This window comes from Gordonia sp. YC-XJ4 (genome assembly GCF_059511865.1).
The window spans coordinates 413,691-437,954 of record NZ_CM183447.1; the positions used below are offsets into that span (position 1 = coordinate 413,691).

Sequence of the window (24,264 nt, forward strand, 5' to 3'; positions counted from 1 at the left end):
CTCACGCAGCAAACGCGGCGCGCACCGCCGACTCGTCGCCGTCGATCTCGATCAGCGACAGCGCCAGTGCGTCGTCGAGAGTGAAGGCGCCTGCGGCCAGCCCGAGGACGTAAGCAGGCTCGGCGCGCACCGTGGCGACGAGGTCGCGACCGTCGTGCGGCAAGACCTCGAATCCGTAACGCGTCGTTCGCAATTGCAGCGGTTCGTCACCCACGTCAAGCCCGATCGTCGGGGCCGAGCGGTCGGTCACGCGCCTGTCGAGCAACGCTGGAACGGCGAGGGCCAGCCATTCGAGCCGGAACTCGTCGCCCTCCGGGCCGCGGATCATCAACGGAGTAGACCAGCGGATGAAGCCCTCGATGGGTTCGCGTAGCTGCGCGCCCCACGGCGTCAACGCGTACTCGACGGTGCTGCCCGTGCCCGTCAGACGGCGTTCGAGAACGCCGGCGGTCTCGAGATCGCGGAGTCGACCGGCGAGCAGGTTGGTCGCAATGCCGGGAAGCCGGTCGAGAAGGTCGCGATAGCGAGCCGGGGACATCAGAAGTTCGCGCACGATCAGCAGGTTCCATCGGTCGCCGACCACTTCGAGCGATCGAGCGAGCCCGCAGTACTGGCCGTAGCTACGCATGCGCTTGATATTCGCAAGTGAAGAATAGTTAGTCAAGTGATTTCGCTGGATCGAACGTCGTAGCCACCGCTCCATCCCGTCGATCGCCTGTTTTCAGTCATTTCGAAAGTAGACGCGAGATCTGACCTGGGCTTTTGTGCCGCAGCCACTTCGGGAATGACTGAAAACAGGTCAGCGGGTCGGTCACAGGGCTGGCTGCGGAGAATCCTGGTCGGATGCGGCGCTTCCGGTCGGCCCCGACCGTAGTGCCCAGCCACGGGCGAGGGCGAAGGTCGCGGCGACGACCGCGGTGGCGGCGAGAACGGTCGCGACCCAGGTCGTCATATCGGTGGTGTAGCCGAGATGGCGGGCGACAGCGACACCGGAGCCGGTGGCGGCGGCCGCACCGAGAGGCAATGCGACCGCGGTCGCCAATGCTGTTGTCTCCCTGCGGGAATCCTTCGACATTCGCAGGACCAGGTAGACGGCGGCGACGCCGAGGACGTAGGCGAGGACGGCACTGATCCCGTAGGCGGCCAGCTGCGTGGTCACGTCGTAGTCCACGCGTCCGGCGAAGGCAGTGCCAACGATGACAAGCGCCGGCGACAACCCGACGATCACGCCGAGCAGACCTGCGCACACCACGCGGCCGAGGCGATTGTCGGTCGCTCCGGAGACGCGCACGCCTGCCCACCACAGCACCGCTCCGAGGATGAAGCCGAGGAATGCGCCGACCGCTGCTGTGATGGTCAGGGACCTCCAGATGCCGGAGTCGCCGAAGCTCACGCACAACCCCGACCCCCACATCACCGAGCAGCCCATTCCGGGGAAGCCCTGTCCGCTGATCGACGCGACGAAGACCGACAACGCTCCGGCGAACACCGCAAAACCGACGAGTTGGCGCCACATGGCAGCCATCATGCAGGACGCGGGGAGGTCGGGAGCGGTGAACGGGGGTGGTGTTTCGTTGTCGGCTTACCGGGGTCTCGAGGCTCGGCGCCTGGGGCGCCTCGCACCTCGACCATCGGAGATGGGCTGGCGCCGCGGGGTTGGTTTGGCGTCGCGGAGATGGGCTGGCACCGCGGGGTTGGGTTGGCGTCGCGGCTGGTGCCCGACACCGGCACCGGGAACGGTCAGTCCGGCAGGCTGTTCATGAACGGGCAGCCGGCCAGGGAGCGCAGCGCTCGGGAGAGTTCGCCGACGTCGGTGACCGGGCGGGGGAAGGGGAGGCGGACGTCGGCGTCGCCGTCGGCGCCCTCAACGCGGAAGCGGATGCCGAAGCGGTCGAGCCCGAGCGGACGCACGCGGCCCTTGCGCAGGTCGCGGGGAAGTTTGCGGGCGAGCTGGCCGACGACGTCGGCGTGGTCGGCGTCGAGGTGGGCGATCCACTCGCCCTCGTACTCCCAGAACGGGTCGGGATCGGCGACGGCGAGTTCGCCGGCCGCGACGGCCGCGGCACCAGAACTGCTGGCGACGACGGCGCGATCGACCTGCAGTCGGATCATCGACCGGCCGTGACCGATGTCGAGCAGGCCGCCGTTGGGGTGCTCGGTCGCGATCTCGACGGCCAGGTCACGCTCGAGGTTGCGGGGCACTGCGTGGGCGGTGCCGTTCAGCCAGACCAGTGACCGGACGCGTTCGCGCAGGTCGATGGGCGCGCAGTCAGTGATCTCGACCATCGCCGGCACTCCGTCGGCGGCATCGCCGGCCATGACGATCGCCTCGCAGTCGGTGGGGACGAGGAGGAACGCCTGCGACTCGAACAGATGCACCAGATCCACCGGAGTCGGCTCGCTGCTCGATGTGTGCGTCGGATCCTCCATGGCGAGCATGGCCGCATCGGCCCGCCGGCAGGCCGTCGCGATCACCTCGGCGTCCGACGGGCGGTCGGTGATGGCACGTGTCATGGCGATCCTCACTGGTCGTGCGGTGGTACTCGCGGCTCGTCGCCGAACCGATTGAAATGAAGGGAACCCTAACCTAAATCTCGATCCGTCTGTCGTCAATGGTGAGACTCGCGCTGAGGCGATCTCGACAGCGTTCTCGATTAGGCTCTTGTCGTGACACAGTTCGCGTACTTCGGCCCGCCCGGAACCTTCACCGAGATGGCCCTCGACAAGTTCCTCGCCGACGCGTCACTTCTGTCTGCGCTGACCGGTGCCACCGCGAGCGACATAGAGAAGCTGCCTGAGAAGAGTCCGGTCGCCACCATCGAGGCGGTCCGATCCGGTCGCGCCGAGTTCGCATGCGTGCCGATCGAGAGCTCGCTGGAGGGGTCGGTGCCGGCAACGATGGACGCGCTGGTGCCCGACCCCCGCGCCGTGGTGCCGCGCGTGCAGGTCTTCGCCGAATGCGACCTCGACATCGCCTTCACCATCGCCGCCCGTCCGGGCACCGCAGCCACCGATGTGCGCACCATCGCCGCCTACCCGGTGGCCTCGGCGCAGGTGCGCGAAAGCGTCGAAAAGCTGTTCCCGGGAGCCGAATTCGTCACCGCGACGTCCAACGCGGCGGCCGCGGTCGACGCTGCCGATGGCCGCGCCGATGCGGCGGTGTCCACCCGGCTCGCCGCGGAGTCCTCGGGGCTGGGGGTGCTGGCCGATGGGGTGTGTGATGCCGCCGACGCCGTCACTCGATTCCTGCTCATCGGGCGGCCGTCCGCACCGTTGCCCCGCACCGGGGCGGACCGCTCGTCGGTGATCCTCGAACTCGCCAACGAGCCCGGCAGCCTGATGTCGGCGATGAACGAATTCGCTTCGCGAGGAATCGATCTCACCCGAATCCAGTCCCGCCCGCGGCGCGACCTCGAACGCGGGGTGACGATGCCCGGGCAGTATCGGTTCTTCCTCGATGCGGTCGGACACGTCGACGACGCCGCCATCGCCGAGGCGTTGCAGGCCCTGCACCGGCGCTCCGAGCGGATAACGTTTCTCGGTTCGTGGCCGATGGGCAGTGGTGGCGGCACCCCGCCGCCCGACCACGACGCCGACGCGCAGTGGTTGGCCCGGATACGCAGAGGAGAGGACTGATGGCCCGGTTGCACCTGGTACGGCACGGCGAGACGACGTCGAATGTGATGCGTCGCCTCGATACCGCGTTACCGGGAGCCGCGCTCACCGATTTCGGTGTCCGCCAGGGTGTTCGATACGGATTGGAGAACCGCGGCATCATCGCCGAACACCCGCAGCGCCCGGCCGTCCTGGTCAGCTCACTGGCGCGGCGCGCCCAGCAGACCGCCGAACTGATCAGCTCGGTGTGGGAGGTGGAGCCGCGCATCGTCGAGGGCATCCACGAGGTGCAGGCCGGTGAACTGGAAGACCGCAGCGACGACGAGGCGCACGGGGTGTTCCGGGATGTCCTCGACGCCTGGTACTCCGGCGCCCCCGACACCCGCATCCCGGGCGGCGAATCGCTGCAGATGGTCTACGACCGCTACCTGCCGGCCATCGATCAACTCGCCGCCACCTACCTGAGTGGTCCGGACGCCACCGACGTGGTCGTCGTCAGCCACGGTGCGGCCATCCGACTCGTCGCCGCACGGTTGGCGGGGATCGACGGGAAGTTCGCCGCCGCAACGCATCTGCCGAACACCGGCAGCGTCGAACTCGAGTATCGCGACGGTCTGTGGGTGTGCCATCGGTGGGGCGCCACCCGGGCGCCGTTCGGCGAGGCCGTCGACGAGCCGCTCGTCGTCACCGGCGACTCGGTGGGCGACAACCCGATGGGCTGAACCGCCGGCAACTTCGGGCGGCCCTCAGCCCCACCCGTTGGCGTGCAGCCACTCGTCGTCGATGCCGAAGTGGTGCCCGACCTCGTGCATCACGGTGATCGCCACCTCCCGCACCACCTGCTCGCGGGTGTGGCACATGGCGAGGATCGGCTCCCGGTAGATGTGGATCGTGTCGGGCAGGAACCCGCCGTAGTCGTGGGTCCGTTTGGTCAGTGCCACACCGGAATACAGTCCCAGGATGTTCGGGGATTCGGGGTTGCGCGGCTCGATCAGGATGACCACGTTGCTCATCGCGTCGGTGAGTTCGGATGGGATCGCGTCGAGGGCGTCGCCGACGAGTTCCTCGAATTCCTCGTCGCGCATGTGTACGGTCATGGGTCCCTACCCGGCCGGAGCCGCGGTCTCGAACGGGTTGGGGGTGACCCCCGGCGGCAGCGGGACCGGCGTCGGGGTGGCGCGCCCGGACGGGCCCGGCGCGGGCGGCTGCGGGACCTTGCCGTTGACCAGGACGGTGCCGCGCGCGTCGCCGACGAGGGTTGCGAAGCCGCCGCGGTCGGGAAGCCCCAAGAAGCACACGACCTTTCGGCTTCCCGACAGCCATCGGGGTTCGCTGATCACCGACCACTGGGTGTTGAGGGTGGTGGCATCGAGTTTCTGTTTGCCGCCGACGAATCGCTCGGCCTGACCGGGGCAGATCGTCGTCAGATATTCGTTCTGCGCCTTCTCGCCCGGCCACGGCTTGCCCGAGGTGGCGTCACCGAAACGCTGTGCGAGATCGACGATGCCGGTGGTCTGGAAGGCATGCGGCTCCGAACAATTGACGACCGTCGGCGGCGACGCCACGCGACGTGTCGCGGCATCGATGCCGATGCAGGTGCCGGCCGGCCACTGGAAGGACTGGTCCTGCTCGCCGACCTTGCCGGAGAACAATTGGGGCGTGCCGTCGGCGCCGGTGATCTGCAGACCGCAGCGCAACTCGCGAGCGCCCTTGGCCCACTGCTGATCCGACGGATACATCAGTCCCACCGAGAACCGGCCATCGGGGTCGAGTCGACCGTTGAGGTAGCGGTTGACGATCACCGGGCACTGCTCGTCGCGGATCTGACCGAATCGCTCGGGCCCGGGCCACGGCGCGGAGTCGCCGAACTCCGACCCCGGCAGCAGCGCGGTGTTCAGGGCGCCGGCCACCTCGAACCGATGCTCGGTGGCGCAGTCGACCTTCGCCGGATCGCCCGGCCGGTTCTCCGGCCAGGTCAGGCAGTCCCCGGCGACCGATTGGGTGAAGGCGTTCTCCGCGAGGCGTTCACTCTGCCCGATGTCGGTGCCACCCACGCTGCCGCGATCGTTGAACGTGCCCATCGCGAACGCCACCCCGGCGGCAACGAGGGCACCGACGACGATCGCGGCGAGCCCGACCCGCACCGCATTGCGCTGCAGCCACCCGCGGGAATCGGCGGGGGGCGGATCGGAGTCCTCATCGGCGGGCTCGACCCCGGTGGTGTCCCCGAAACCAGCGGTGTCCCCGAAATCGGTGGCGTCCGAGTCCTCGCTCGCCCCGGCCGCCGACCACGCCTGTGGTCGGGTCGCGGGGTCGTCGGCGATCGGCGCGAACTGGGTGGTCTGCTCGTTCGCCGCCCGATCGCCGGACTTGCCCAGGTCGACGGTCTCGTTCGCCTGGTCCTCGTCCGCCTCGTCGCGGTGGGCTTCGTCACTCATCGTCCTCCATGATGCCTGGTGACCCGGCGATCACCGAGGGCCCCACGCCCTACACTCGGCCGGGTGAGCCCCGAACCCGACGAGATCGATCCGGAGGTCGTCGCCTTGGCGACCCGACTGTTCGACCTGGCCCGCCGTGGTGTGACCGCCGATCTCGCGGCCTATCTGGACGCCGGAGTGCCCGTCGACCTGCGCAATCAGTCCGGTGATTCGCTGTTGATGCTCGCGGCCTACCACGGCCACGCCGACACCGTCGCCGCGATCACCGCCCACGGCGCCGACGTGAACCTCGCCAACGATCGCGGTCAGAGCCCGCTGGCCGGCGCGGTGTTCAAGGGGTACGACGACGTCGTCGCGAGTTTGCTCGAGGCGGGTGCCGACCCGCACGCCGGCACACCCACCGCCCACGACACGGCCGTCATGTTCGGGCGCGACGATTATCTCGCCCTGTGGAACCGCTGAGCCGGCGCTGAGCGCGGCACTCCTGATCCGGGCGGGCCCGGCCTGCTCAAGTAGGGTTTGACATCGTGATCGACCTCAAGATTGTGCGCGAAGATCCCGACCGTGTCCGCGCCTCGCAGCAGGCTCGTGGCGAAGACGCGGGTCTGGTGGACCAACTCCTCGACGCCGACGCCACGCGACGTGCGGCGATCGTCGAGGCCGACTCCCTGCGTTCGGAACAGAAGGCGTTGGGCAAGCAGGTCGGCAAGGCTTCGGGCGAGGAGAAGACCGCGCTGCTGGCCAAGGGCAAGGAACTCGCCGAGCAGGTCAAGGCCGCAGTCGCGCGTCAGAACGAGGCCGACGAACGGTCGCAGGCGGCACACATCGCGATCTCCAACATCGTCGAGGGCGCCCCGGCCGGCGGCGAGGACGACTACGTGGTGCTCGAGCACGTCGGTGAGCCGCCGACCATCGAGAACCCGAAGGACCACCTCGAACTCGGCGAGTCGCTCGGTCTGATCGACATGGAGCGCGGCGCGAAGGTGTCGGGGTCGCGGTTCTACTTCCTCACCGGTCAGGGCGCACTGCTGCAGCTCGGTCTGCTCACCATGGCCGCACAGAAGGCCACCGCCAACGGCTTCACGTTGATGGTCCCGCCGGTGCTGGTGCGCCCGGAGGTCATGGGTGGCACCGGATTCCTCGGCGCCCACGCCGACGAGGTCTATCACCTCGACAAGGACGACGACCTGTACCTCGTCGGCACCTCGGAGGTGCCGTTGGCCGGCTATCACATGAACGAGATCCTCGACCTGTCCGACGGGCCCAAGCGCTACGCCGGCTGGTCGACGTGCTTCCGCCGCGAAGCCGGCTCCTACGGCAAGGACACCCGGGGCATCATCCGCGTGCACCAGTTCGACAAGGTCGAGGGCTTCATCTACTGCAAACCCGAGGACGCCGAGGCCGAACACCAGAAACTGCTGGCGTGGGAGAAGGAGATGCTCGCCGCGATCGACGTGCCCTACCGCGTCATCGACGTCGCCGGTGGTGACCTGGGATCCTCGGCAGCCCGCAAGTTCGACTGTGAGGCATGGGTTCCGACACAGAACACCTACCGCGAGCTGACCTCGACGTCGAACTGCACGACGTTCCAGGCCCGTCGGCTCTCGATCCGTTACCGCGATGAATCCGGCAAACCGCAGACCGCCGCGACCCTCAACGGCACGCTGGCGACCACCCGCTGGCTCGTCGCAATCCTGGAGAACCATCAACAGCCCGACGGCTCGGTACGTCTGCCCGAGGAGTTGGCCCGGTTTGTCGGCACGGAGGTGCTGGCCCCGGCATGATGGCGGGATCGGCAGCGCACAGATGGGCATGACATGACGGTCGCGCAGAGATGACAGTCGCGTGGAAACGGCAGGGCGAGAGATGGCGGTGAGTGCGCGATGATGCCCGGTGTCATCGCCGCGGTCATCGGCTCGGTGGCGTTCGCGTTGGCCGCGGTCCTGCAGTCGATGGCCGCCGAATGGACCGCACGACGAGAGGCCGCCGAACAGCGCGCCGCCGCCCCGGCGAATGCCGGTGGCACGGCGACCGCGACGACGACCAAGGCCGCCAAGCGGGCGCACCCGAGTCTGCGATCCACGGCCCGCACCATGATCAAGTGGCCGTTTCTGCTGGGCCTTTTCTTCGACGTGATCGGTTTCGGCGCAACGATTCTCTCCGCGCGCCTCATTCCGTTGTTCCTCTCGCAGTCGATCATCGCCGCGCGGCTGGTGGTCACCGCGGTGCTCGCCATGGTGATCCTGCACGTGTCGTTGCGGACGCGCGACTGGATCGCGGGCACGGTCGTCATCGCCGCGCTCGTCCTGCTCGCCGTCGGCGCCGGACCGGAGGGAACGCGCAACGAGCAATGGATGCACTGGGCGACGCTGGTCGCGACGTTCCTGCTGTTCGGCCTCGGACTGGTACTGATGCGTGTGCTGCACAAGCACATCGCCTCGGCCACCGGGCTCGTCGCCGGTGCGATGTTCGGCGTCATGGCGGTGGCTTCGCGTGTCCTACACGGCCTCTCGCCGTTCTCTGCGTCGCATCTGCTCACCGACCCGGCGCTCTACGGACTCGCCTTCAGTGGCATCCTCGGCTTCTATCTGTTCACCGTTGCGCTGCAAACCGGATCGGTCAACGGTGCCGCCGCCGCGCTCGTCGTCGGCGAGACGGTGATCCCGGGTGCGATCGGCATCCTGCTGCTCGGCGACACCATCACCAATGGCTGGGAGATCCCCACCACCATCGCGTTCATCGCCGCGGTCATCGGCGGTGTCATCGTGTCGTCGTCGAGCGCGGTGCAGGCCGTCGAGCACGCGGAGGCGGCGGCCTACCACCACGAGCATCGCCCGCGTCCGCTCGAATCCGCGACGCCGCGTACGGCATTGGAATCGGGCTCCGACCACGGCACCGGCAAGGACTGAGGCGTGATCGTCGGGTTCGTCGCCGCCGTCCTCGCCGCCTTGGCCTACGGCACCGCGTCGGTACTACAGGCCCGTGGCGCCGCCGAGGTCGACGACGGCGCACAGCAAGACGAGGTGCCGAGCGCAGCCTCGACATTCGCGGCGATGATCACCGTCTCCTTCCTGATCGGCTTCGTTCTCGACGCTCTCGGATTCATCGGGAACATGGTTGCGGCGCGCACCATGCCATTGTTCGTCGCGCAACCGATCATCGCGGCGAACCTGGTGGTCACCGCATTGTTGGCGATGGTGGTGTTACACGCGCGGTTGTCGGTGCGTGACTGGACGGGAATCGTGCTGGTGATCGCCGCGCTCACCGTTCTCGGTATCGCAGCCGGCGAGGAGGGCCACGACGACGCCGGACGATCCCTGCACTGGGGTGTGCTGATCGCCGGTGCCGTGCTGATCGGATTCGGTCTGGTGGTGATGCGGTTCTCCGGAGCGCGTGTCGCCGTCGGGGCCGGACTGCTCGGTGGCGTGCTGTTCGGGATTCTCGCGATCGCCGTGCGCGTCGTCGACGGCGTCTCCCCGTTCGACCTCGGCCGGTTGTTGACCGATCCGGCCGCCTACGCGGTTGTGGTGTGCGGGGTGGGCGGGTTCTATTTGTTCACCGTCGCTCTGCAGACCGGGTCGGTGAGCGCCGCCGCGGCGTCGTTGGTGGTCGGGGAGACCGTGGTGCCCGGTGTGGCGGGCATCGTGTTGCTCGGCGACACCGTCCGGCACGGCTGGGCGGTGGTGGCCGGCGTCGCGTTCTTGGTGGCGATCGCCGGCGCCATCATCGTCGCCATGTCGTCGGCGGTGGCGAATGTGGAGGCGGCGGGCTGAGGCGTTCACTGCACGCAGTCGGCGCCCGCACGACACAATGACTGGCATGTTGACCCCCGGACGTGCGCGGCGCCGCGCTCTCGTAGTGATCGTGTTCCTCGCACTGTGCGCATTGGTGACGGGGGGACTGTCGGCCGGGCCGGCCCACGCTGCGCCGCCGGCCCCGCCGAGTGCCGACCCGTTCTACACACCGCCTGCCGGGCTCTCGTCGGCACGGCCGGGCGCCATCCTGCGCCAGCGTGAGGTTGCCCTCGGCTACGCCGGAACGGGCCTGCCGGCGCAGGCGACCCAGCTGTTGTATCGGACGACCGACACGTTCGGCAGACCGTCGTCGACGGTGACCACCATCATCTCCCCGCCTGGTGCTGCGCCCGGGTCGGCGCGAAAGATCGTGTCCTATCACGAGTTCTACGATGCGCTCGGCAGTCAATGCGATCCGTCGTACACGCTCCGGGGCGGATCGTCACAAGCGGCGCCCATCGATCTCGCGATGATCACCACGATGGTCGCCGCGGGATACACCGTCGTGGTGCCGGATTATGAAGGGCCGCAACTGCGGTGGACGATCGGCCGGGAATCGGCGTATGCGGCGCTCGACAGCATCCGCGCCGCCGAGCGTCATTTGGGTGTCCCGGCGTCCACGCCGGTCGGTCTGTTCGGCTATTCCGGCGGCTCCATCCCCACCGGCTTCGGCGCCGAACTCGCCCCGGCCTACGCCCCCGAGCTGAATCTGGTCGGTGCCGCCGCCGGCGGGGTGCTCGTCAACCCGGCGCACAACCTGCCCTACGTCAACGGCACGCCGCGGTGGTCGGCGGTCATCCCGGCGCTGATGGACGTCTATGACCGCACCTACGACATCGGCATCGGACAGTACCTGTCTCCCAAGGGAACACAGGTTCTCGATGAGATTCGCGGGGAGTGCATCAACGACTTCCTCGGTAAGTATCCGGGCTTGACCGATGCGTCGCTGCTCAAGCCGCAATACCCGTCCCTGCTCGACGTCCCCGGTATTCCGGCGGCCATCGCCGCCAACGTCATGGGATCGGTCGGGACTCCGCGCACGCCGATGATGCTCGGGATCGGCGACGCCGACGGCCGTGGGGACGGGGTGATGCTGGTCGGCGACGTCGTCGGACTTGCGAGAAGCTATTGCAGCCGTGGGCTTTCCACGGCGGTGCACGTCTACCGAGGTGACGATCACCTCCGTGCCTTCGGGCCGTTCACCGCCGACGCGTGGACCTTCTTGCAGGGCCGGTTCGCCGGGCGGCCGGCGGGTGGGTGCTGAGGTCACACCCCACCCAGGTCGCGCACCAGGATCGCAGCCTGCACCCGTGATTCCAGGCCGAGTTTCATCAACACGCGCGACACGTGCGTCTTCACTGTCGCCTCGGTGATGAACAGCGTCGACGCGATCTCCGTGTTGGCCAAACCATTTCCGAGGCACCGCAACACGTCTCTCTCGCGGGCGGTGAGATCGTCGAGTGTGGTGGGCGGGGGAGTGGGTGAGCCGCCGGGCGCGGCCCGAACGGCGTCGACGACGCGGCGGGTGATCTCCGGCGACAATGCCGCGTCACCACGCACCACGGCGCGGACGGCATCGATGATGGCCTCCGCCGACGCCGTCTTCAGCAGAAAGCCACTCGCCCCGGCCCGCAGCGCGCCGAAGACATACTCGTCGAGGTCGAAGGTCGTGAGGACGACGACCGGGCAGATGTTCTCGCCGACAATCACTTCGGTGGCGCGGATGCCGTCGGTCCCGGGCATCCGGACGTCCATCAGCACGACATCGGGGCGCAGGTCGCGGGCGCCCGTGATTGCCTGGTCGCCGTCGGTGGCCTCCCCGATGACGTCGATCCCCTCGGCCGGCTCGAGCATCATCCGCAGACCGGCCCTGATGGCGGCGTGGTCGTCGGCGATCAGGATCGTCGTCACGGGTGGAACCCCTCTGCCTCGAGGTGAGCTGTTGGAAGCGTTGCGGTGACCCGGAATTCGTCGGTACCGCGCTCGACGCAGAGCACCCCGCCGACCGCGTGGGCGCGAGTGCGCATGTTGACCAGGCCGCGCCCGGTGTGACGATCGCCGGTCGGATGGTGATCGTGGTGCGCAGCGAGTCTATTACAGATGTCGAGGACCAGGACATCGTCCGAATGGGTGATTCTCACCCGAATCGATTGTCCCGGTGCATGTGTGGCGGCGTTCGTCAGTGCTTCGGCGACGATACGGAACGCGGCGATGTCGACGACCGGCGGTAATGCATCGATGCCGTCGGCGGCGGTGATCGTGGCCGGTATCTCCATGGTGATGTCTGTGCCGGACTCGGCGATCGGTTCGGTCAGCCGATCGATACGTCGCAGACCGGCAGTGGTGTGTCGGCCGTCGGTGCTCTGCTCGCTGCCATCGGACAGCAGGTCGATCAGCCCGCGCATCTCGGTCAGTGCTTCCACGCTGCTCGCCCGGACCGCGGCCAGTGCCTTCCCCGCGAGAGCGGTGTTCTCCGGATATTGCAGCGCCGCAGCCGATTGCACCGCGATCGCCGACAACCTACCGGCGATCACGTCGTGCAGTTCGCGGGCCAGCCGACGACGTTCGTCGGCGACGGCCTCGATCTGCTCTCGCTCGCCGAGTTCGGCCAGCGCCCGCGAGTGTTCGCGTTCCAGTGACAACGCGCTGCGGTGTTCGCGCACGGCCTGCCCGTACGCGAGCGGCGAGCCGATCAGTGCGAGCAACCACAGCACACAGATGAAGAGCAACCGCCAGTCATCGTGGGCGACCACGGAGACCAACAAGAACGTCGCGACCGACACGACGGCGGCCAGCCCGTACAGCACACGGACGAGGCGAGCACCGCCGTAGACGCACGTTGAGTAGACGATGTCGGAGAACACCAACCACACCCCGATGGACGGGACGGTCAGTGAATCGAGTGCCAGTGCTGCACTGACCCCGGTCAGCGCGACGGCCGGATGCCGCGAACGACACAGTTGAAAGCACGCCGCGATACCCAGCGAGACCATGCAGAACCACGTCGGTAGCGGGCTTGCGTTCTCGTCGAGCACCCCGAGGCCGGTCGCGTACAGGGCGACGCCGAGGGCCAGGAACAGCAGCGTGAGGCCGGCGTCGTTGAGCATCGCGCGGGACACCGGAAGTCGCCACATGCACCCATCGTCGCACGAGCCTACATTCCGGTCATCCGACGAAAGGATGACTTCTCCCGGCCCAGGAGTGCTCGATGGGATGGCCGATGCGGTCGGGTTGGTGTGCGCGCCACCGTGGTGACATGACAGATGAAGTATTGCGGTCACCGGTCCTGTGGGTCATCGTCGGGTGCGAGATCGGGTTCTGGGTGCTGGTGTGCGCCGGGTTGTCGATTCGGTACATCCTGCGCAGGCGCCGGGCGTCGACGGTGGTGTTGGCGCTGGTGCCGTTGGTGGACCTGTTCTTGCTCGCCGCTGTGGCCGTTGACCTTTCGCATGGCACCGAGGTGACGACGGTGCACCGGCTGGCCGGGATCTACCTCGGTGTCACCGTGGCCTTCGGCCATTCGATCATCACCTGGGCGGACGCACGTTTCGCTCACTGGTTTGCCGGTGCACCGGCGCCGGCCCGACCACCTCGCGGTGGCGCTGCCGCGATGCGCCACGAACTGGTGCTGTTCGGGCTGTGGCTGATCGCGGCAGCGATCGCCGCGGGCGCGGTGCTACTCCTGTCGGTCACCGTGGCCGACGATCAGCAAGCCGCCGACCTCCGTGGGACATTCGGGATACTCGGGGTGGTCACCGTCATCTGGTTGGTGACCGGTCCGGTGTGGCAGCTGTTCTCGACTGCCGACGACCGGGATCGGGCGAAGCGGTGAGGTCGGGGGTACCTGATACTCGAACACCTCCCATCCGATGGCGGAGACCTTTCCCCCGATGGTCGAGGTGCGAGCCGCGTGCGGCGAGCCTCGAGACCTGGCGAGACAGCAAGCCTCCCAACCACATCCAAAGCAAGACAAACGAAACCCACACCCCCTACCACACCCCACCGACAGAAAAGCAGCGCCGAAACACGTTGTCCACAAGGAGAATTCATCAAAATACCCCTTGCGTCGAACACCCTGGCGAGGTACACTGGACCCATCACACCGATCAGCCACCGGGGAGGGGCCCATGATCGAATCCACTACAGTCCTCGACGCGGAAACCGTTGACGCCGAGGCAGTCTTCGCCGACATCGTCGCCCAACTCAGCGACGTGCAATGGAATCCGGAGATGACCGGGCCACAAGCCTTCGGTGCGATGAAGCAAGTCCTGTTGTTGCGGAACCTGGTTGATCATCACGCCACCACTCTCACCGGCGAGATGGATAGGCTGGGCGTCGCCGACCATAAGACCACCCGGCTCCGAGAACTGTTGATCAGCATGGGTTTCGCACCCGCCGTCGCAGGTCGGTACGTGCGCATCTCGGCCACCACCGATGTGGATCTCTTGCTCGCGCATGCCGCCGACGGGTCCATCTCGTCGGAACACACCGACGCCATCGTCCGCGGGTTGGCGCACATCGACACCCGCTCCCCCGAACCTATGGACACCGTCCAACGGTGCGAATACCTACAGAAACTGCTGTCGCACTATTTCGCGGGATTCACCCCCGCCGAGATCAACCTCTACGCGCGGCAGCTGGGAAACGAGCTCGCCGCGGAGATGCCTGGCGGGCTACCGGCCGCCGAAGACAAGAACATCAACTCCTACACCGACCGCATCACCGACGACGGCCGGTTGGAGATCTCGGCGAACCTCGACATCGTCGCCGGGGAGAAAACCCGCACCCTGATGGAAACGTTGTCGGCGCCGAAACCTCAACCCGATGGATCCCCCGACCCGCGGACACCCGAGCAGATCTGTGCTGCCGCGTTTGAGACGATCGTCGAACTCGCGGCACAAGGATTGGCCGACACCACGTTCTCAGCGAAACCGACCAACGGGTTGTTGTGGACGTGGTCGGCGGACAACCCGGCCCTCGGCGGCGAGTTGCAGAATATGGGTGCCATCACCGAAGCCACCGCCAAGTTGTTGTCGTGTGACACGACGATTACCAAGATCGTCCTCGACCCCAACGGAGTACCGCTCAGCGTCGGCGAAGAAAAACGCTTCTTCACCCCCGGACAACGCAAAGCCCTACTCGTGCGTGACCGCGGGTGCATCAAATGCGGAGCCCACGCCGGACGCTGCCAAGCACACCATGTGCACCACTGGAGCGATGGTGGGCCCACCGACCTCGACAACGGCTGCCTACTGTGCAGCAGTTGTCATGACGACGTCCACCACCACGGATGGGACATCATCATGGGATTCGACCGCCACCCCTGGTTGATTCCGCCCGCCAGCGTGGATCCGAAACGACGACCCGTGCCGTCGTATCACCGGCGGACCATGCGACTCGACGACGCTGCAGCCTGATCTGCCCTACTACTTGATTCCCCTGCACCCGGCCTGGCCGGGACCGCATCTGATCTTTGATAACTCCATAGAGACAAACCCCACCCGATGGTCGAGATGTCGTGGCCGCCCGTGGCCCGGAATCCTTTCGGCACAAGGGGTCTCGAGGCTCGTCGCTGGCGCTCCTCGGCACCTCGACCACCGGGATGGGAGCGTGCAAGGATGTCATCGTTGCCTGGAATCCTTTCGGCACAAGGGGTCTCGAGGCTCGTCGCTGGCGCTCCTCGGCACCTCGACCACCGGGATGGGATGGGCCGTCGGTTGGGAAGGGCCACCGGGTGCGGGAAGGGCGGAGCATCCTTCGAGAGCATCCTCACCCTCCGATGGTCGAGGTGCGAGCCGCGTGCGGCGAGCCTCGAGACCCCCTGTGCCGAAGGGTATCCGGATGACAGTCGTCCGGTTCCAGCTCTGCTGCAGGCGGTCCCGCGCCGTGCACCTTGACCATCGGGGATAGGGGGCGGTCGTGACCGAGTGGTGCGCTACTCCAGTCGGCTGGCCCGCAATTCGTGGCCCTTCGACGTCAGGCAGCGGCCGGTCGGCAGATCCCATTGCCAGCCATGCAGATTGCACGTCAGCTTCTCGCCCTCGATCACGCCGAACTTGCTCAGGTCGGCCTTGAGGTGTGGGCATCGACGCTGGATCTCCCAGCCGTCCTTGGTGATCGACGCCGAGTCGTCATGCGCCTCGGAGAACCAGCCGTCGGCGTAGGCGATCCGCTCGTCGGTGAGGCACTTGAAGAACGTGTAGAGAAATTCGTTGTAGCCGCCGATGCGCCACGTAGTAAACCGCGTGGAGAGGAAGATCGTGTTGACCCAGTCCGGTTCGTCGTCGCGCAGCACGGTTCGTACGATCTCCGGGGCGATCCGGAAACCATAGCGGTACTTGCCTTCTCCCTCCTTGGGTTCCCGCACGATGCGGTTGGGGAAGTCCAGGACGACGGTCTCCTCGCCCATCACCAGGCCGACCGGATAGCCGATGCCGTCGCAGATCAGATCTGAGGCGGCCATGATCGGCTCGAACAGCTCCTTGAGTTCGGGGAGCAGCGGGTCGCCTTCGGCAGGGGCCCAGGTGGCCTTCTCCGCGGCGATCACCGGGGTGAACTTCTCCTTCATCCGCTCGAGATAGGCCTGCTTGTTCTCGCCGAAAACCTCATGCGGCGCATAGGGATGGCTGATCTCGTTGAGGGTCGACCCGGTGAAATCGGCGACCGAGCCGGAGACCATCATCAGCCCGCGGTGCTTCTCGCCGTCGTCGGTGCCGTGGATGCGCATCTGTTCCAGGAACGTCTCCTGATCCGGGAAGATCGACGTCACATCGCCCGGGCGCGGGTTGTCGGCACCCTCGATCCCGGACCCGAAGTCGTTGAGCGAGAACAGGTCCTCGTCGAGAAACATCGGCGGACCGGCCGACGGCACCACCCAGGTCGCGCCGACCTGCTCGATGTAGGAGCGTGCACGATCCATGCCACGCTGGCGTTTCTGCGCGGCAAAGTTGGCCTTGGACCGGCGGGGGATGTCGTAGACCATCGGATACCAGATCGCCCCGGAATACTGCAGCAGGTGCACGTCGACATGCCCGAACTGCTCACCGATGACGTCGAGATCGATCGGCCGGGCGTCGTTCATGTTGAACACCGTCGTCTCGCCGTCGGAGACGATGAGGCCCGAGTCGCCGATCGGCCCGTCGGCCGGCGCGCGCAACGCGATGATCATCACGTCGAGTGAGCCCTTCGGGCCGTCGACGGTGACCTTCTGTGAGTCGGTGGTCTCGACGAACTTGGTGAAGCCGAGCTTCTCGAGCTCACGCTTGAGGTCGGGGACCGGGTAGTCGGGCAGGAGAACCGTCGCGTCCTTGCTGACGTTGTCGCGCAGGTTCTGCTCGTCGAAATGGTCGCGATGCAGATGCGAGACGTAGAGGTAGTCGCATTGCCCGAGACTCTTCCAATCCAGCTCCGAGTTGTCGGGGAAGGGCACCCAGGACGCGAAGTAGGCGGGATTGGTCCACGGATCGCAAAGGATCGACCCGGCGGTGGTCTGGATGTGGAATCCGGCGTGACCGATGCTGGTGATCTGCACGTTTGGCCTTTCGGAGGGGGTGCGCGGGGCTGCGCGCGGTGACGCGTTGCCCATCCAATCTATCGACCCGCTCCGACCCCGTCGTGGGCCCTCGGTACCTGGTTGGGTCTCCGGTGGCTCAGTGGCCGTCGCGTACCAGGAACTTCGGGTGATCCAACCGCCATGACACGACCGCGATGATCACCGTCACCACCGCGAGCGTGGCCAGCGAATTGTTCTCCCCGAACACCGTGAACAGCGCCCCGCCGATCGCGGCACCCGACAGGAAGCCCGCGTAGGTGGTGGCGTGGGCCACCCAGCCCCATCGTTTGACGCCCGCGAGGTGCAGGCCGGCGCCTTGGCCGATCTTCACCAGGGTCCCGGTGACGTACGACAGCGGCATGACCACCTCGCCCTTGCGGCTGATGGACGTGTTGAGAGCGCCGAGGCCGAAGGCCAGACACAGCACCGGGCCCGCTCCGTAGTCCTGGTCGGTGGTGTTGATCGCCGAATCCCACACGTAAGCAGTCGCCGTGGAGGCGGCGGTCAGCACAGTTGCTCCATGGCGTGCCTTGCGCCACAGGGCGATTCGAGCAAGGGTTGCGACCACGACGCCGCAGCAGAAGGCGACGACGGTGGCCAATGCGGTGAATCCCAGTTGGTGGGCGCCCCGATAGTGCTCGAGGACCATTCGCTCGGTGTTGCCGGTCATGAACGTCACGTACCAGCCGGCCGAATAGAGCCAGGCCGCTGCGCCGGTGGCGCCGGCGAGTGCGGCGAGCACTGCGGCCAGGATCATTTCGCGGAAGTCGTAGAAGGGGCCGAGTACCGCGCGGGTGGTCGCGACGGTCGATTGCAGTTCGGTGGTGGGCATGAACCTCTCCGGGGCAGGCTGGGCGTGCGTCGGGCGGGGTGTGGTCGAGCGGAAACATCGTCGAGCGCAGAGCAGGGACAGGGCGTGGGTGGACGTGCCCTCTCGGTTGGACTTCGGTTCGGCCGGGCTCGCGGATGAGCGGGGTGGCCATGAGTTCTGTCACCGCGACGGAGTCGCCTGGTGTGACCGCGGCGTCGGCGCGACCACTAAGCTCGACCCATGGAACCCGTGTACTCCACCGTGATCACCACGGCGCGGTTGTTGTGGCTGGCCGAAGGTCTGAAGTTCACCATCTCCGGTGTCGAGAACGTGCCCAAGTCGGGTCCGGGCGTGGTTGCGATCAATCACACCGGCTACCTGGACTTCACCTACGCCGGCATCCCCGCGTATCTCCAGGGTAAGCGGTATGTGCGGTTCATGGCCAAGAAAGAGGTCTTCGACAACCGGTACTCGGGCCCGATCATGCGGGCGCTCAAGCACATTCCCGTCGACCGGGCCAACGGGGCGCAGAGCTATCACGACGCCGTCAGCTATCTCAAGAGCGGCGAACTCGTCGGTGTGTACCCGGAGGCGACGATCAGTCGCAGCTTCGAGCTCAAGGAGTTCAAGTCCGGGGCCGCGCGCATGGCCCTCGAGGCCGACGCCCCGATCATCCCGACCGTCATCTGGGGCGCCCAGCGCGTGTGGACCAAGGGCCATCCCAAACGCCTGGGCCGGACCGGCTACAAGATCGCGATCGGCGTGGCCGAACCGATCGAGCCCGTCGGCGACGCCGAGGCCATCACCGCACAGTTGCACAAGGTGATGGACGAGAAGTTGCTCGAACTGCAGGATGCCTACGGCGAGCACCCGAAGGGTGAGTTCTGGGTGCCCGCCCGGCTCGGCGGGTCGGCTCCGACGCTCGAGGAGGCCAACCAGATGGACGCGCAGGAACAGGCGGCCAAGGCTGCGCGGCGGGCCGAGCGCGACCAGCAGGGCGGGGATCAGCGGGGCGAGTAGTGGCGAATCGGGTCCGACCGTGTCCGGCCTGCCGGATACGCTGACCGCATGACCAACGCGGATCGGGAGCCGGTGTTCCGGGCCCTGGAGATCATCGCGAACACCCTCGCCCGCGTGCAGAAGGTGGATCTGCGGTTCACCGGGCTCGACAACATCCCCACCCGGGGTGGCGCGGTGCTGGTGGTGAATCACACCGCCTACGTCGATTTCCTGCCCGCGGCGCTCGGTCTGTACCGGGTCGGGCGGCGGGCGCGGTTCATGATCAAGTCCGAGGTCATGGACGTCGCCATCATGCGATTCCTGGTGAACCACACCCGCACGATCCCTGTCGACCGTTCGCAGGGCACCGACGCCTATCGTGCGGCCGTCGAGTCGCTGCGCTCCGGTGAAATCGTCGTGGTGTACCCGGAGGCGACGATCAGTCGCAGCTTCGAGCTCAAGGACTTCAAGACCGGCGCGGTGCGCATGGCACTCGAGGCGCAGGTCCCGATGATCCCGACGATCGTGTGGGGAGCGCAGCGGCAGTGGACCAAGGGCGGCAAGCGTCGGATGGGGCGGGCGGGTATCCCGATCGCCGTCGGCTACGGGTCGCCGATCCACGTGCCCGCCGAGGCCGACGTCGAGGAGCAGACCGCGCGGTTGCGCGCCCAGATGACCGAGGTGCTGCACGAGGTGCAGGACGCCTACCCGCATCCGGCCGGTGAGTTCTGGGTGCCGACGCGACTCGGCGGCACTGCGCCCACCCCGGAGCAGGCTGCGGTCATCGAGGACGAGGAAGCACAACGCAAGGCGGCGGCACGAGCGGCGAAAGCGGCACAGCGAGAAGGGAAGTCGCGTAGGTGAAGCTCGAAGGCAAGGAGCCGGTGGCCATCTCACGACCAACGCTGATCGCCAGCGACGTCGACGGTACGCTGATCGACGACGAGAACCGGGTGTCGGAGTACACCAAGACGATCCTGGCCAACGCGTGTGCCGCCGGCGCCGAGTTCGTCCTCGCCACCGGCCGTCCGCCCCGGTGGATCGCCGAGATCACCGACCAGTTCGACCCGTCGCGCATCCGTGTACGACATGCGGTGTGCGCCAACGGTGCCATCCTCTACGACGTCGAGCACGATCGCATCATCTCCTCGGCGACACTGGCGCCTGAGATCCTCGTCGAACTCGGGGCGATCGCCCAGGCGCAGATCCCCGGGTGCGGTATCGCCGCCGAACGTGTGGGTCGATCCGCGCACGACGCCGCCACCGCGCCCTTCGTGGCCACCGCGGGCTATCAGCACGCGTGGCTCAACCCCGACCATGTCGAGGTCGGTGACGAGGAGATCTACACCGAACCCGCCGTCAAACTCCTCGTCCGTGCCCCCGGAATGCCGAGTTCGGAGATTGCGCAACGACTTTCCGGAACCATAGGCGATCTGGCGCAGATCACCTTCTCCACCGACAACGGACTCGTCGAGCTGTCGCTTCCGGACACCCACAAAGCCTCCGGGCTCCGAAAGTTGCTGGACCACAACGGAGGTGACGGGTCGACGACCGTCGCGTTCGGTGACATGCCCAACGATGTCGAGATGCTCACGTGGGCGTCGCACGGTGTCGCCATGGGCCACGCACACCCGGCCGCGCTCGCCGCGGCCGACGAGATCACCGTCGGCAACAACGAGGACGGGGTTGCCCGCGTGCTGGCTCGGTGGTTCGGTTAGGTGTGATGTCCAGCCGGGCCGCGTCATTCACTACTGCGCGGGTGCCGGTGCCGCCGCCTCGGGGGCCGGGGAGTCGGGGGCGGGGGATTCGGGTGCGGTCGGCGCCACCGCACCGGCGAGTGCCCGGATCTGATCGAGGGCCGGATATCCCTGAATACCAGGACAACTGGTGTTGTTGTAATCGCGATGACCGGCGATCACCGGAAGACGCGTCTGCGTTCCGGGCGGAAACTTGCTGTCGGAGAAGTACTCCGACGTCAGGGTGGCCGTCGCGCCGGGGTTGAGGCCGGCCCGGTTCAGACGCCACTTGAGGAATCGGCCGACCGCGGCGAGCATCTGGCCACTCGGCGCGACCTCGTCGAGGTTGCCGATCATCGAGACGCCGACGGTGTTCTTGTTGAAGCCGCCGGTGTGGGTGCCCTCGACGTTGCGGTCGAGGCCGCCGAACGCGCCCTCGAAGATCTGCCCGTATTTGTCGACGAGCACGTTGTAGCCGATGTCGCACCAGTTCAGGGTTCGTGCGTGGTAGGCGTAGATGCCGCGCACGATCTCCGCCGACTGCTGCGGGGTGTAGTCGTTGCTGCCCGCGGTGTGGTGGACGATCGCGCCGCTCAGCGTGGGGGAGACCGTCGGCTGCGAGCAACGGATGCTCTCGTCGGCACCCCACGCCGCACGCGAGATCACCTGCGGACCACCCGAGAGGGTCGTCAGCATCGACGACCCCAGTGAAAGCAGGCTGTCGGGGCTCAACAGAGTCGCCGTCAGCTCCGGCAGCACGGTGCTCGCGAGGTTCTTCAGGACCTCTCCGGCGGAGCCGACCACGAGATCGGCCAGGCCGGCACCGGTGGAATCGGCGGCCGGAATGGCGCTCTGGCCGTCGGTGAGCGCGACCTGGATCTCCTTGGCGGCCCCGACCCACACGGGTTCGGTGCCGCCGGGGTGATCGGCCGAGGGGTCGGTGGAGGTCTGGATGGGCTCGAGTTCCACCCAGTCACCCCATCCGCGGACCGGGTCCTTGGCCCGCAGCATCATCGTCGCGTCCTCGGCCTCGTCCCAAACCGGCTTGTTCCACGTGAATCCGACCATCTTGAACGGGGTGTCCCGCACGAGATGCTTCACGAGGGCGCCGACGGGTTGGCGGCCGGGCGCTGTCGGCGACGTAGAGGGCGCTGTGGGGGCAGAGGAGGGCGCTGTCGGCGAGATAGTGGGCGCTGTCGGCGACGTGGAGGGCGCTGTCGCGGTGGGCAGGGGGAGCTCGGACAGATCGATCTCGGGCAGCCGGATACCGGCACGCGCCAGGCCGGACCGCGCGAGTTCGACCACCGCATTCGGGACCTCGCGGAGGTCGACGGTGTCGATCGAGGTGGGGTCGATCGCGCCGGTGTCGCCGGGCCCGGTCGAGCGATGGGTGTCGACCGGTCGCACCGACGGTGCCGAGCGCTCGGAGCCGAGATCGATGAACAATGCCGCGCCGAGGGTCATCGCCACGGCGGCAAGGACCACCGAGGGCTTTCGTCGTGGATACCGCACTGGTCTTCTCAGCTCCCTCGGGTCGGTGGTGCGTGCCGCGCCGATCGTGTCGTGGTCGCCGCGGTGCAACCGTGCGCCCACGCCGCACCGAGTCAACTCGTGATGCGGTTGTTATCTCCTGTGGTTGGTGATATTCAAGTGACTTGTCTATCGTCACATGAGTCCCACTATTCACATACGTAACATTCGATCATGAGAAACGAGACCTCGTGGCTGTGACGTCCCTGGTCGGCCGAGTCCTGACCATCCGCACCCGACCGGGCCACGCCCGGCGTCGGCGGTTGTCGACGGTCATCGGTGCCGTGTCGGCCACTGCGCTCGTGGGCGGCGTCGGTCTCGTCGGCGTCACCGCGTCGGATCGCGTCGAGATAGGCCTGACTGCCGGCTCGGAGATCACCCTGATCGGTCATGGCTTCGGTCACGGTCGCGGGATGGGACAGTACGGCGCGTACGGCTACGCCAAGCAGGGCTGGTCGTACCGGCAGATCCTGCAACACTTCTACGGCGGGACGACGTTCGGCCGCCCGGCCAACCCGATCGTGAACGTCGCCCTGTCGAACAAGAGCGGTGGCGTGAGCGTGCGCTCGGACGCCGGCATGTCCGTCGGTGGGCAACCGGTCGCGCCGAACCAGGCCGTCAGCGTCAACGGCACCACCGCCTCGATCACCGCCGGATGCGGCGGTCCCGTCGTGCGCACGGTCAACGCCACCTTCGCTGACCCGATCAACACCGCCCCGAATCGACCGGCCAACGAATTCCTCAAGTTCTGCGGATCCAACGAACCGTTCCGCGGGTCCCTCGGCCTCGACGGCGGACGTGTCACCAACCGGCTCAACGTCGACGACTACGTCAAAGGTGTCATCGCCAAGGAGAGCGTGCCCGGGTGGGCGACCTCCGGCGGTATGGAGGCGCTGAAGGCCCAGGCCGTCGCCGCCCGCACCTACGCGCTGGCCGCGATCGCGAGTGGCAAGAAGATCGACGACACGCAGAACTCGCAGGTCTACGGCGGCGTCACCGGCGAGGACCCGGGCGGTGATCAGGCCGCCGACGCGACGGCGGGCCAGATCCTGCTGCAGAACGGCCAGCCGGCATTCACCGAATTCTCTTCGTCCACCGGTGGATACACCGCGGGCGGCCGGTTCCCGGCGGTCGTCGACGACGGAGATGCCGCGTCACCGAACCATAACTGGACCACCACGATCAGCCCCAGCGCCATCGCGAGCGCGTTCGGTCTGCCGAGTCTGGACAGCTTCGAGGTGATCCAGGCCAACGGGCTCGGCGCCGAGAACGGGCGTGCACTCAAGGTGCGCGCCACCGGTGGCGGCCGCAGCGTCGAGGCGTCCGGCGAGGACGCACGCATGAAGCTGGGCCTCAAGTCCGACTGGTTCGCCGTGCAGGGCCAGCGCACCCCGCCGCAGATCGTGAAGCCGCCGACCGGCCCGGCCGGCGGGCTCGGCTCCCTGGACCTCGGATCGCTGGACGCGGGATCGCTGGGCGGGATCGCCGATCAGGTGGTGCCCGGAGCCGGTGATCTGGTGAGCACCGCGGCTGCGGCGTTCCAGGGCCTGCTCGGCAGCCTCGGCGACGTCCCCGGAACGCTCGGGACCGCACTCGGGGTACCGACCCTGACGCCCGACGGGGCCGGCGTCACCCAACTTTTCCAGCAGGGGATGCTGTTCTTCTCCAAGCAGACCGGCGCGCATGTGCTCGCCGGAAGCGGCTACAAGAACTTCCGGGCACGCGGTGGCATCCCGTTCCTCGGATTCCCGAAGACCAACGTCCTGCGCTAGGCATTACAGCCAGGCGG

At 67.3% G+C, this 24,264-nt stretch carries 23 protein-coding genes; 13 read left to right on the forward strand and 10 right to left on the reverse strand.

Annotated features, from left to right (window positions below; genetic code table 11):
- Position 1: 1 nt before the first annotated feature.
- From AC5ZH6_RS01860 to AC5ZH6_RS01870, 3 genes are all read right to left on the reverse strand, one after another.
- Complete coding sequence (locus AC5ZH6_RS01860) at positions 2-628, reverse strand: winged helix-turn-helix transcriptional regulator (protein ID WP_006369198.1); 627 nt, start codon at positions 626-628, stop codon at positions 2-4.
- A 183-nt stretch (positions 629-811) separates the two neighbouring features.
- On the reverse strand, positions 812-1,516 hold the full coding sequence (locus AC5ZH6_RS01865; protein WP_244421126.1) for a hypothetical protein: 705 nt from the start codon (positions 1,514-1,516) through the stop codon (positions 812-814).
- Between the two features lie 224 nt (positions 1,517-1,740).
- Positions 1,741-2,514 (reverse strand): DUF2470 domain-containing protein, encoded by a 774-nt coding sequence (locus AC5ZH6_RS01870; protein WP_006369201.1) that lies wholly within the window; start codon positions 2,512-2,514, stop codon positions 1,741-1,743.
- Between the two features lie 153 nt (positions 2,515-2,667).
- On the opposite strand from AC5ZH6_RS01870, the gene pheA reads away from it, so the two are divergent.
- A complete protein-coding gene (pheA, locus tag AC5ZH6_RS01875; protein ID WP_006369202.1) occupies positions 2,668-3,636 on the forward strand; it encodes a prephenate dehydratase in 969 nt (322 codons plus the stop codon).
- Positions 3,636-4,337, forward strand: coding sequence for a histidine phosphatase family protein (locus AC5ZH6_RS01880; protein ID WP_006369203.1), 702 nt, complete (start codon positions 3,636-3,638; stop codon positions 4,335-4,337). The genes pheA and AC5ZH6_RS01880 overlap by 1 nt, the downstream gene beginning before the upstream one ends.
- A gap of 24 nt (positions 4,338-4,361) precedes the next feature.
- Here the strand turns inward: AC5ZH6_RS01880 and AC5ZH6_RS01885 are convergent, their stop codons facing one another.
- Entirely contained in the window at positions 4,362-4,712 is a 351-nt protein-coding gene (locus AC5ZH6_RS01885; RefSeq protein ID WP_006369204.1) for a metallopeptidase family protein, read from the reverse strand.
- Positions 4,713-4,718: 6 nt separating this feature from the next.
- Complete coding sequence (locus AC5ZH6_RS01890) at positions 4,719-6,053, reverse strand: septum formation family protein (protein ID WP_288338084.1); 1,335 nt, start codon at positions 6,051-6,053, stop codon at positions 4,719-4,721.
- A 63-nt stretch (positions 6,054-6,116) separates the two neighbouring features.
- Here AC5ZH6_RS01890 and AC5ZH6_RS01895 point away from each other — a divergent pair, with 63 nt between their 5' ends.
- From AC5ZH6_RS01895 to AC5ZH6_RS01915, 5 genes are all read left to right on the forward strand, one after another.
- Positions 6,117-6,515, forward strand: a complete 399-nt coding sequence (locus AC5ZH6_RS01895) for an ankyrin repeat domain-containing protein (RefSeq protein WP_288338085.1) — start codon at positions 6,117-6,119, stop codon at positions 6,513-6,515.
- Positions 6,516-6,580: 65 nt separating this feature from the next.
- The gene (gene serS, locus AC5ZH6_RS01900) at positions 6,581-7,837 is read left to right on the forward strand and encodes a serine--tRNA ligase (RefSeq protein ID WP_014358463.1); all 1,257 of its coding nucleotides are present in this window, start codon (positions 6,581-6,583) and stop codon (positions 7,835-7,837) included.
- 99 nt (positions 7,838-7,936) lie between these two features.
- Complete coding sequence (locus AC5ZH6_RS01905; protein ID WP_014358464.1) at positions 7,937-8,962, forward strand: DMT family transporter; 1,026 nt, start codon at positions 7,937-7,939, stop codon at positions 8,960-8,962.
- Between the two features lie 3 nt (positions 8,963-8,965).
- On the forward strand, positions 8,966-9,826 hold the full coding sequence (locus AC5ZH6_RS01910; RefSeq protein WP_014358465.1) for a DMT family transporter: 861 nt from the start codon (positions 8,966-8,968) through the stop codon (positions 9,824-9,826).
- Positions 9,827-9,872: 46 nt separating this feature from the next.
- Complete coding sequence (locus AC5ZH6_RS01915) at positions 9,873-11,111, forward strand: lipase family protein (protein ID WP_496168289.1); 1,239 nt, start codon at positions 9,873-9,875, stop codon at positions 11,109-11,111.
- A gap of 2 nt (positions 11,112-11,113) precedes the next feature.
- Here AC5ZH6_RS01915 and AC5ZH6_RS01920 read toward each other — a convergent pair whose 3' ends face one another.
- Complete coding sequence (locus tag AC5ZH6_RS01920; RefSeq protein WP_288338086.1) at positions 11,114-11,758, reverse strand: response regulator; 645 nt, start codon at positions 11,756-11,758, stop codon at positions 11,114-11,116.
- Complete coding sequence (locus tag AC5ZH6_RS01925; protein ID WP_288338087.1) at positions 11,755-12,981, reverse strand: sensor histidine kinase; 1,227 nt, start codon at positions 12,979-12,981, stop codon at positions 11,755-11,757. Before AC5ZH6_RS01925 ends, AC5ZH6_RS01920 begins: the two co-directional genes overlap by 4 nt.
- 122 nt (positions 12,982-13,103) lie before the next feature.
- On the opposite strand from AC5ZH6_RS01925, the gene AC5ZH6_RS01930 reads away from it, so the two are divergent.
- Positions 13,104-13,679, forward strand: a complete 576-nt coding sequence (locus AC5ZH6_RS01930; RefSeq protein ID WP_496168291.1) for a hypothetical protein — start codon at positions 13,104-13,106, stop codon at positions 13,677-13,679.
- Between the two features lie 295 nt (positions 13,680-13,974).
- Complete coding sequence (locus AC5ZH6_RS01935; RefSeq protein WP_496168293.1) at positions 13,975-15,264, forward strand: HNH endonuclease; 1,290 nt, start codon at positions 13,975-13,977, stop codon at positions 15,262-15,264.
- Positions 15,265-15,782: 518 nt separating this feature from the next.
- Here the strand turns inward: AC5ZH6_RS01935 and AC5ZH6_RS01940 are convergent.
- Entirely contained in the window at positions 15,783-17,378 is a 1,596-nt protein-coding gene (locus tag AC5ZH6_RS01940; RefSeq protein WP_496168294.1) for a Rieske 2Fe-2S domain-containing protein, read from the reverse strand.
- Between the two features lie 118 nt (positions 17,379-17,496).
- On the reverse strand, positions 17,497-18,231 hold the full coding sequence (locus AC5ZH6_RS01945; protein ID WP_496168296.1) for a YoaK family protein: 735 nt from the start codon (positions 18,229-18,231) through the stop codon (positions 17,497-17,499).
- Between the two features lie 219 nt (positions 18,232-18,450).
- On the opposite strand from AC5ZH6_RS01945, the gene AC5ZH6_RS01950 reads away from it, so the two are divergent.
- From AC5ZH6_RS01950 to AC5ZH6_RS01960, 3 genes are read left to right on the forward strand one after another with little or no spacing between them, the layout of a single operon-like run.
- Entirely contained in the window at positions 18,451-19,230 is a 780-nt protein-coding gene (locus AC5ZH6_RS01950) for a lysophospholipid acyltransferase family protein (protein WP_496168297.1), read from the forward strand.
- 48 nt (positions 19,231-19,278) lie between these two features.
- Positions 19,279-20,073 carry a lysophospholipid acyltransferase family protein gene (locus AC5ZH6_RS01955; protein WP_496168298.1) on the forward strand — a complete coding sequence of 265 codons (795 nt, stop codon included), beginning with the start codon at positions 19,279-19,281 and terminating at the stop codon, positions 20,071-20,073.
- Positions 20,070-20,927: an HAD family hydrolase gene (locus tag AC5ZH6_RS01960; RefSeq protein ID WP_496168299.1), complete on the forward strand. Its 858-nt coding sequence runs from the start codon at positions 20,070-20,072 to the stop codon at positions 20,925-20,927. The genes AC5ZH6_RS01955 and AC5ZH6_RS01960 overlap by 4 nt, the downstream gene beginning before the upstream one ends.
- 30 nt (positions 20,928-20,957) lie before the next feature.
- Here AC5ZH6_RS01960 and AC5ZH6_RS01965 read toward each other — a convergent pair whose 3' ends face one another.
- A complete protein-coding gene (locus AC5ZH6_RS01965; protein ID WP_496168301.1) occupies positions 20,958-22,538 on the reverse strand; it encodes a peptidoglycan recognition protein family protein in 1,581 nt (526 codons plus the stop codon).
- A 134-nt stretch (positions 22,539-22,672) separates the two neighbouring features.
- Here AC5ZH6_RS01965 and AC5ZH6_RS01970 point away from each other — a divergent pair, with 134 nt between their 5' ends.
- Complete coding sequence (locus tag AC5ZH6_RS01970; protein WP_496169164.1) at positions 22,673-24,247, forward strand: SpoIID/LytB domain-containing protein; 1,575 nt, start codon at positions 22,673-22,675, stop codon at positions 24,245-24,247.
- The last annotated feature ends 17 nt before the right edge of the window (positions 24,248-24,264 follow it).

What these genes read in the sequence shown, in the direction of transcription:
- AC5ZH6_RS01955 (WP_496168298.1), top strand. Translation starts at nt 19,279, where the DNA reads ATGACCAACGCGGATCGGGAGCCGGTGTTCCGGGCCCTGGAGATCATC.
- AC5ZH6_RS01890 (WP_288338084.1), bottom strand. Translation starts at nt 6,053, where the DNA reads ATGAGTGACGAAGCCCACCGCGACGAGGCGGACGAGGACCAGGCGAAC.
- AC5ZH6_RS01925 (WP_288338087.1), bottom strand. Translation starts at nt 12,981, where the DNA reads ATGTGGCGACTTCCGGTGTCCCGCGCGATGCTCAACGACGCCGGCCTC.
- AC5ZH6_RS01885 (WP_006369204.1), bottom strand. Translation starts at nt 4,712, where the DNA reads ATGACCGTACACATGCGCGACGAGGAATTCGAGGAACTCGTCGGCGAC.
- AC5ZH6_RS01860 (WP_006369198.1), bottom strand. Translation starts at nt 628, where the DNA reads ATGCGTAGCTACGGCCAGTACTGCGGGCTCGCTCGATCGCTCGAAGTG.
- AC5ZH6_RS01915 (WP_496168289.1), top strand. Translation starts at nt 9,873, where the DNA reads ATGTTGACCCCCGGACGTGCGCGGCGCCGCGCTCTCGTAGTGATCGTG.
- AC5ZH6_RS01880 (WP_006369203.1), top strand. Translation starts at nt 3,636, where the DNA reads ATGGCCCGGTTGCACCTGGTACGGCACGGCGAGACGACGTCGAATGTG.
- AC5ZH6_RS01905 (WP_014358464.1), top strand. Translation starts at nt 7,937, where the DNA reads ATGATGCCCGGTGTCATCGCCGCGGTCATCGGCTCGGTGGCGTTCGCG.
- AC5ZH6_RS01865 (WP_244421126.1), bottom strand. Translation starts at nt 1,516, where the DNA reads ATGTGGCGCCAACTCGTCGGTTTTGCGGTGTTCGCCGGAGCGTTGTCG.
- AC5ZH6_RS01935 (WP_496168293.1), top strand. Translation starts at nt 13,975, where the DNA reads ATGATCGAATCCACTACAGTCCTCGACGCGGAAACCGTTGACGCCGAG.
- AC5ZH6_RS01870 (WP_006369201.1), bottom strand. Translation starts at nt 2,514, where the DNA reads ATGACACGTGCCATCACCGACCGCCCGTCGGACGCCGAGGTGATCGCG.
- AC5ZH6_RS01930 (WP_496168291.1), top strand. Translation starts at nt 13,104, where the DNA reads ATGACAGATGAAGTATTGCGGTCACCGGTCCTGTGGGTCATCGTCGGG.
- AC5ZH6_RS01945 (WP_496168296.1), bottom strand. Translation starts at nt 18,231, where the DNA reads ATGCCCACCACCGAACTGCAATCGACCGTCGCGACCACCCGCGCGGTA.
- AC5ZH6_RS01950 (WP_496168297.1), top strand. Translation starts at nt 18,451, where the DNA reads ATGGAACCCGTGTACTCCACCGTGATCACCACGGCGCGGTTGTTGTGG.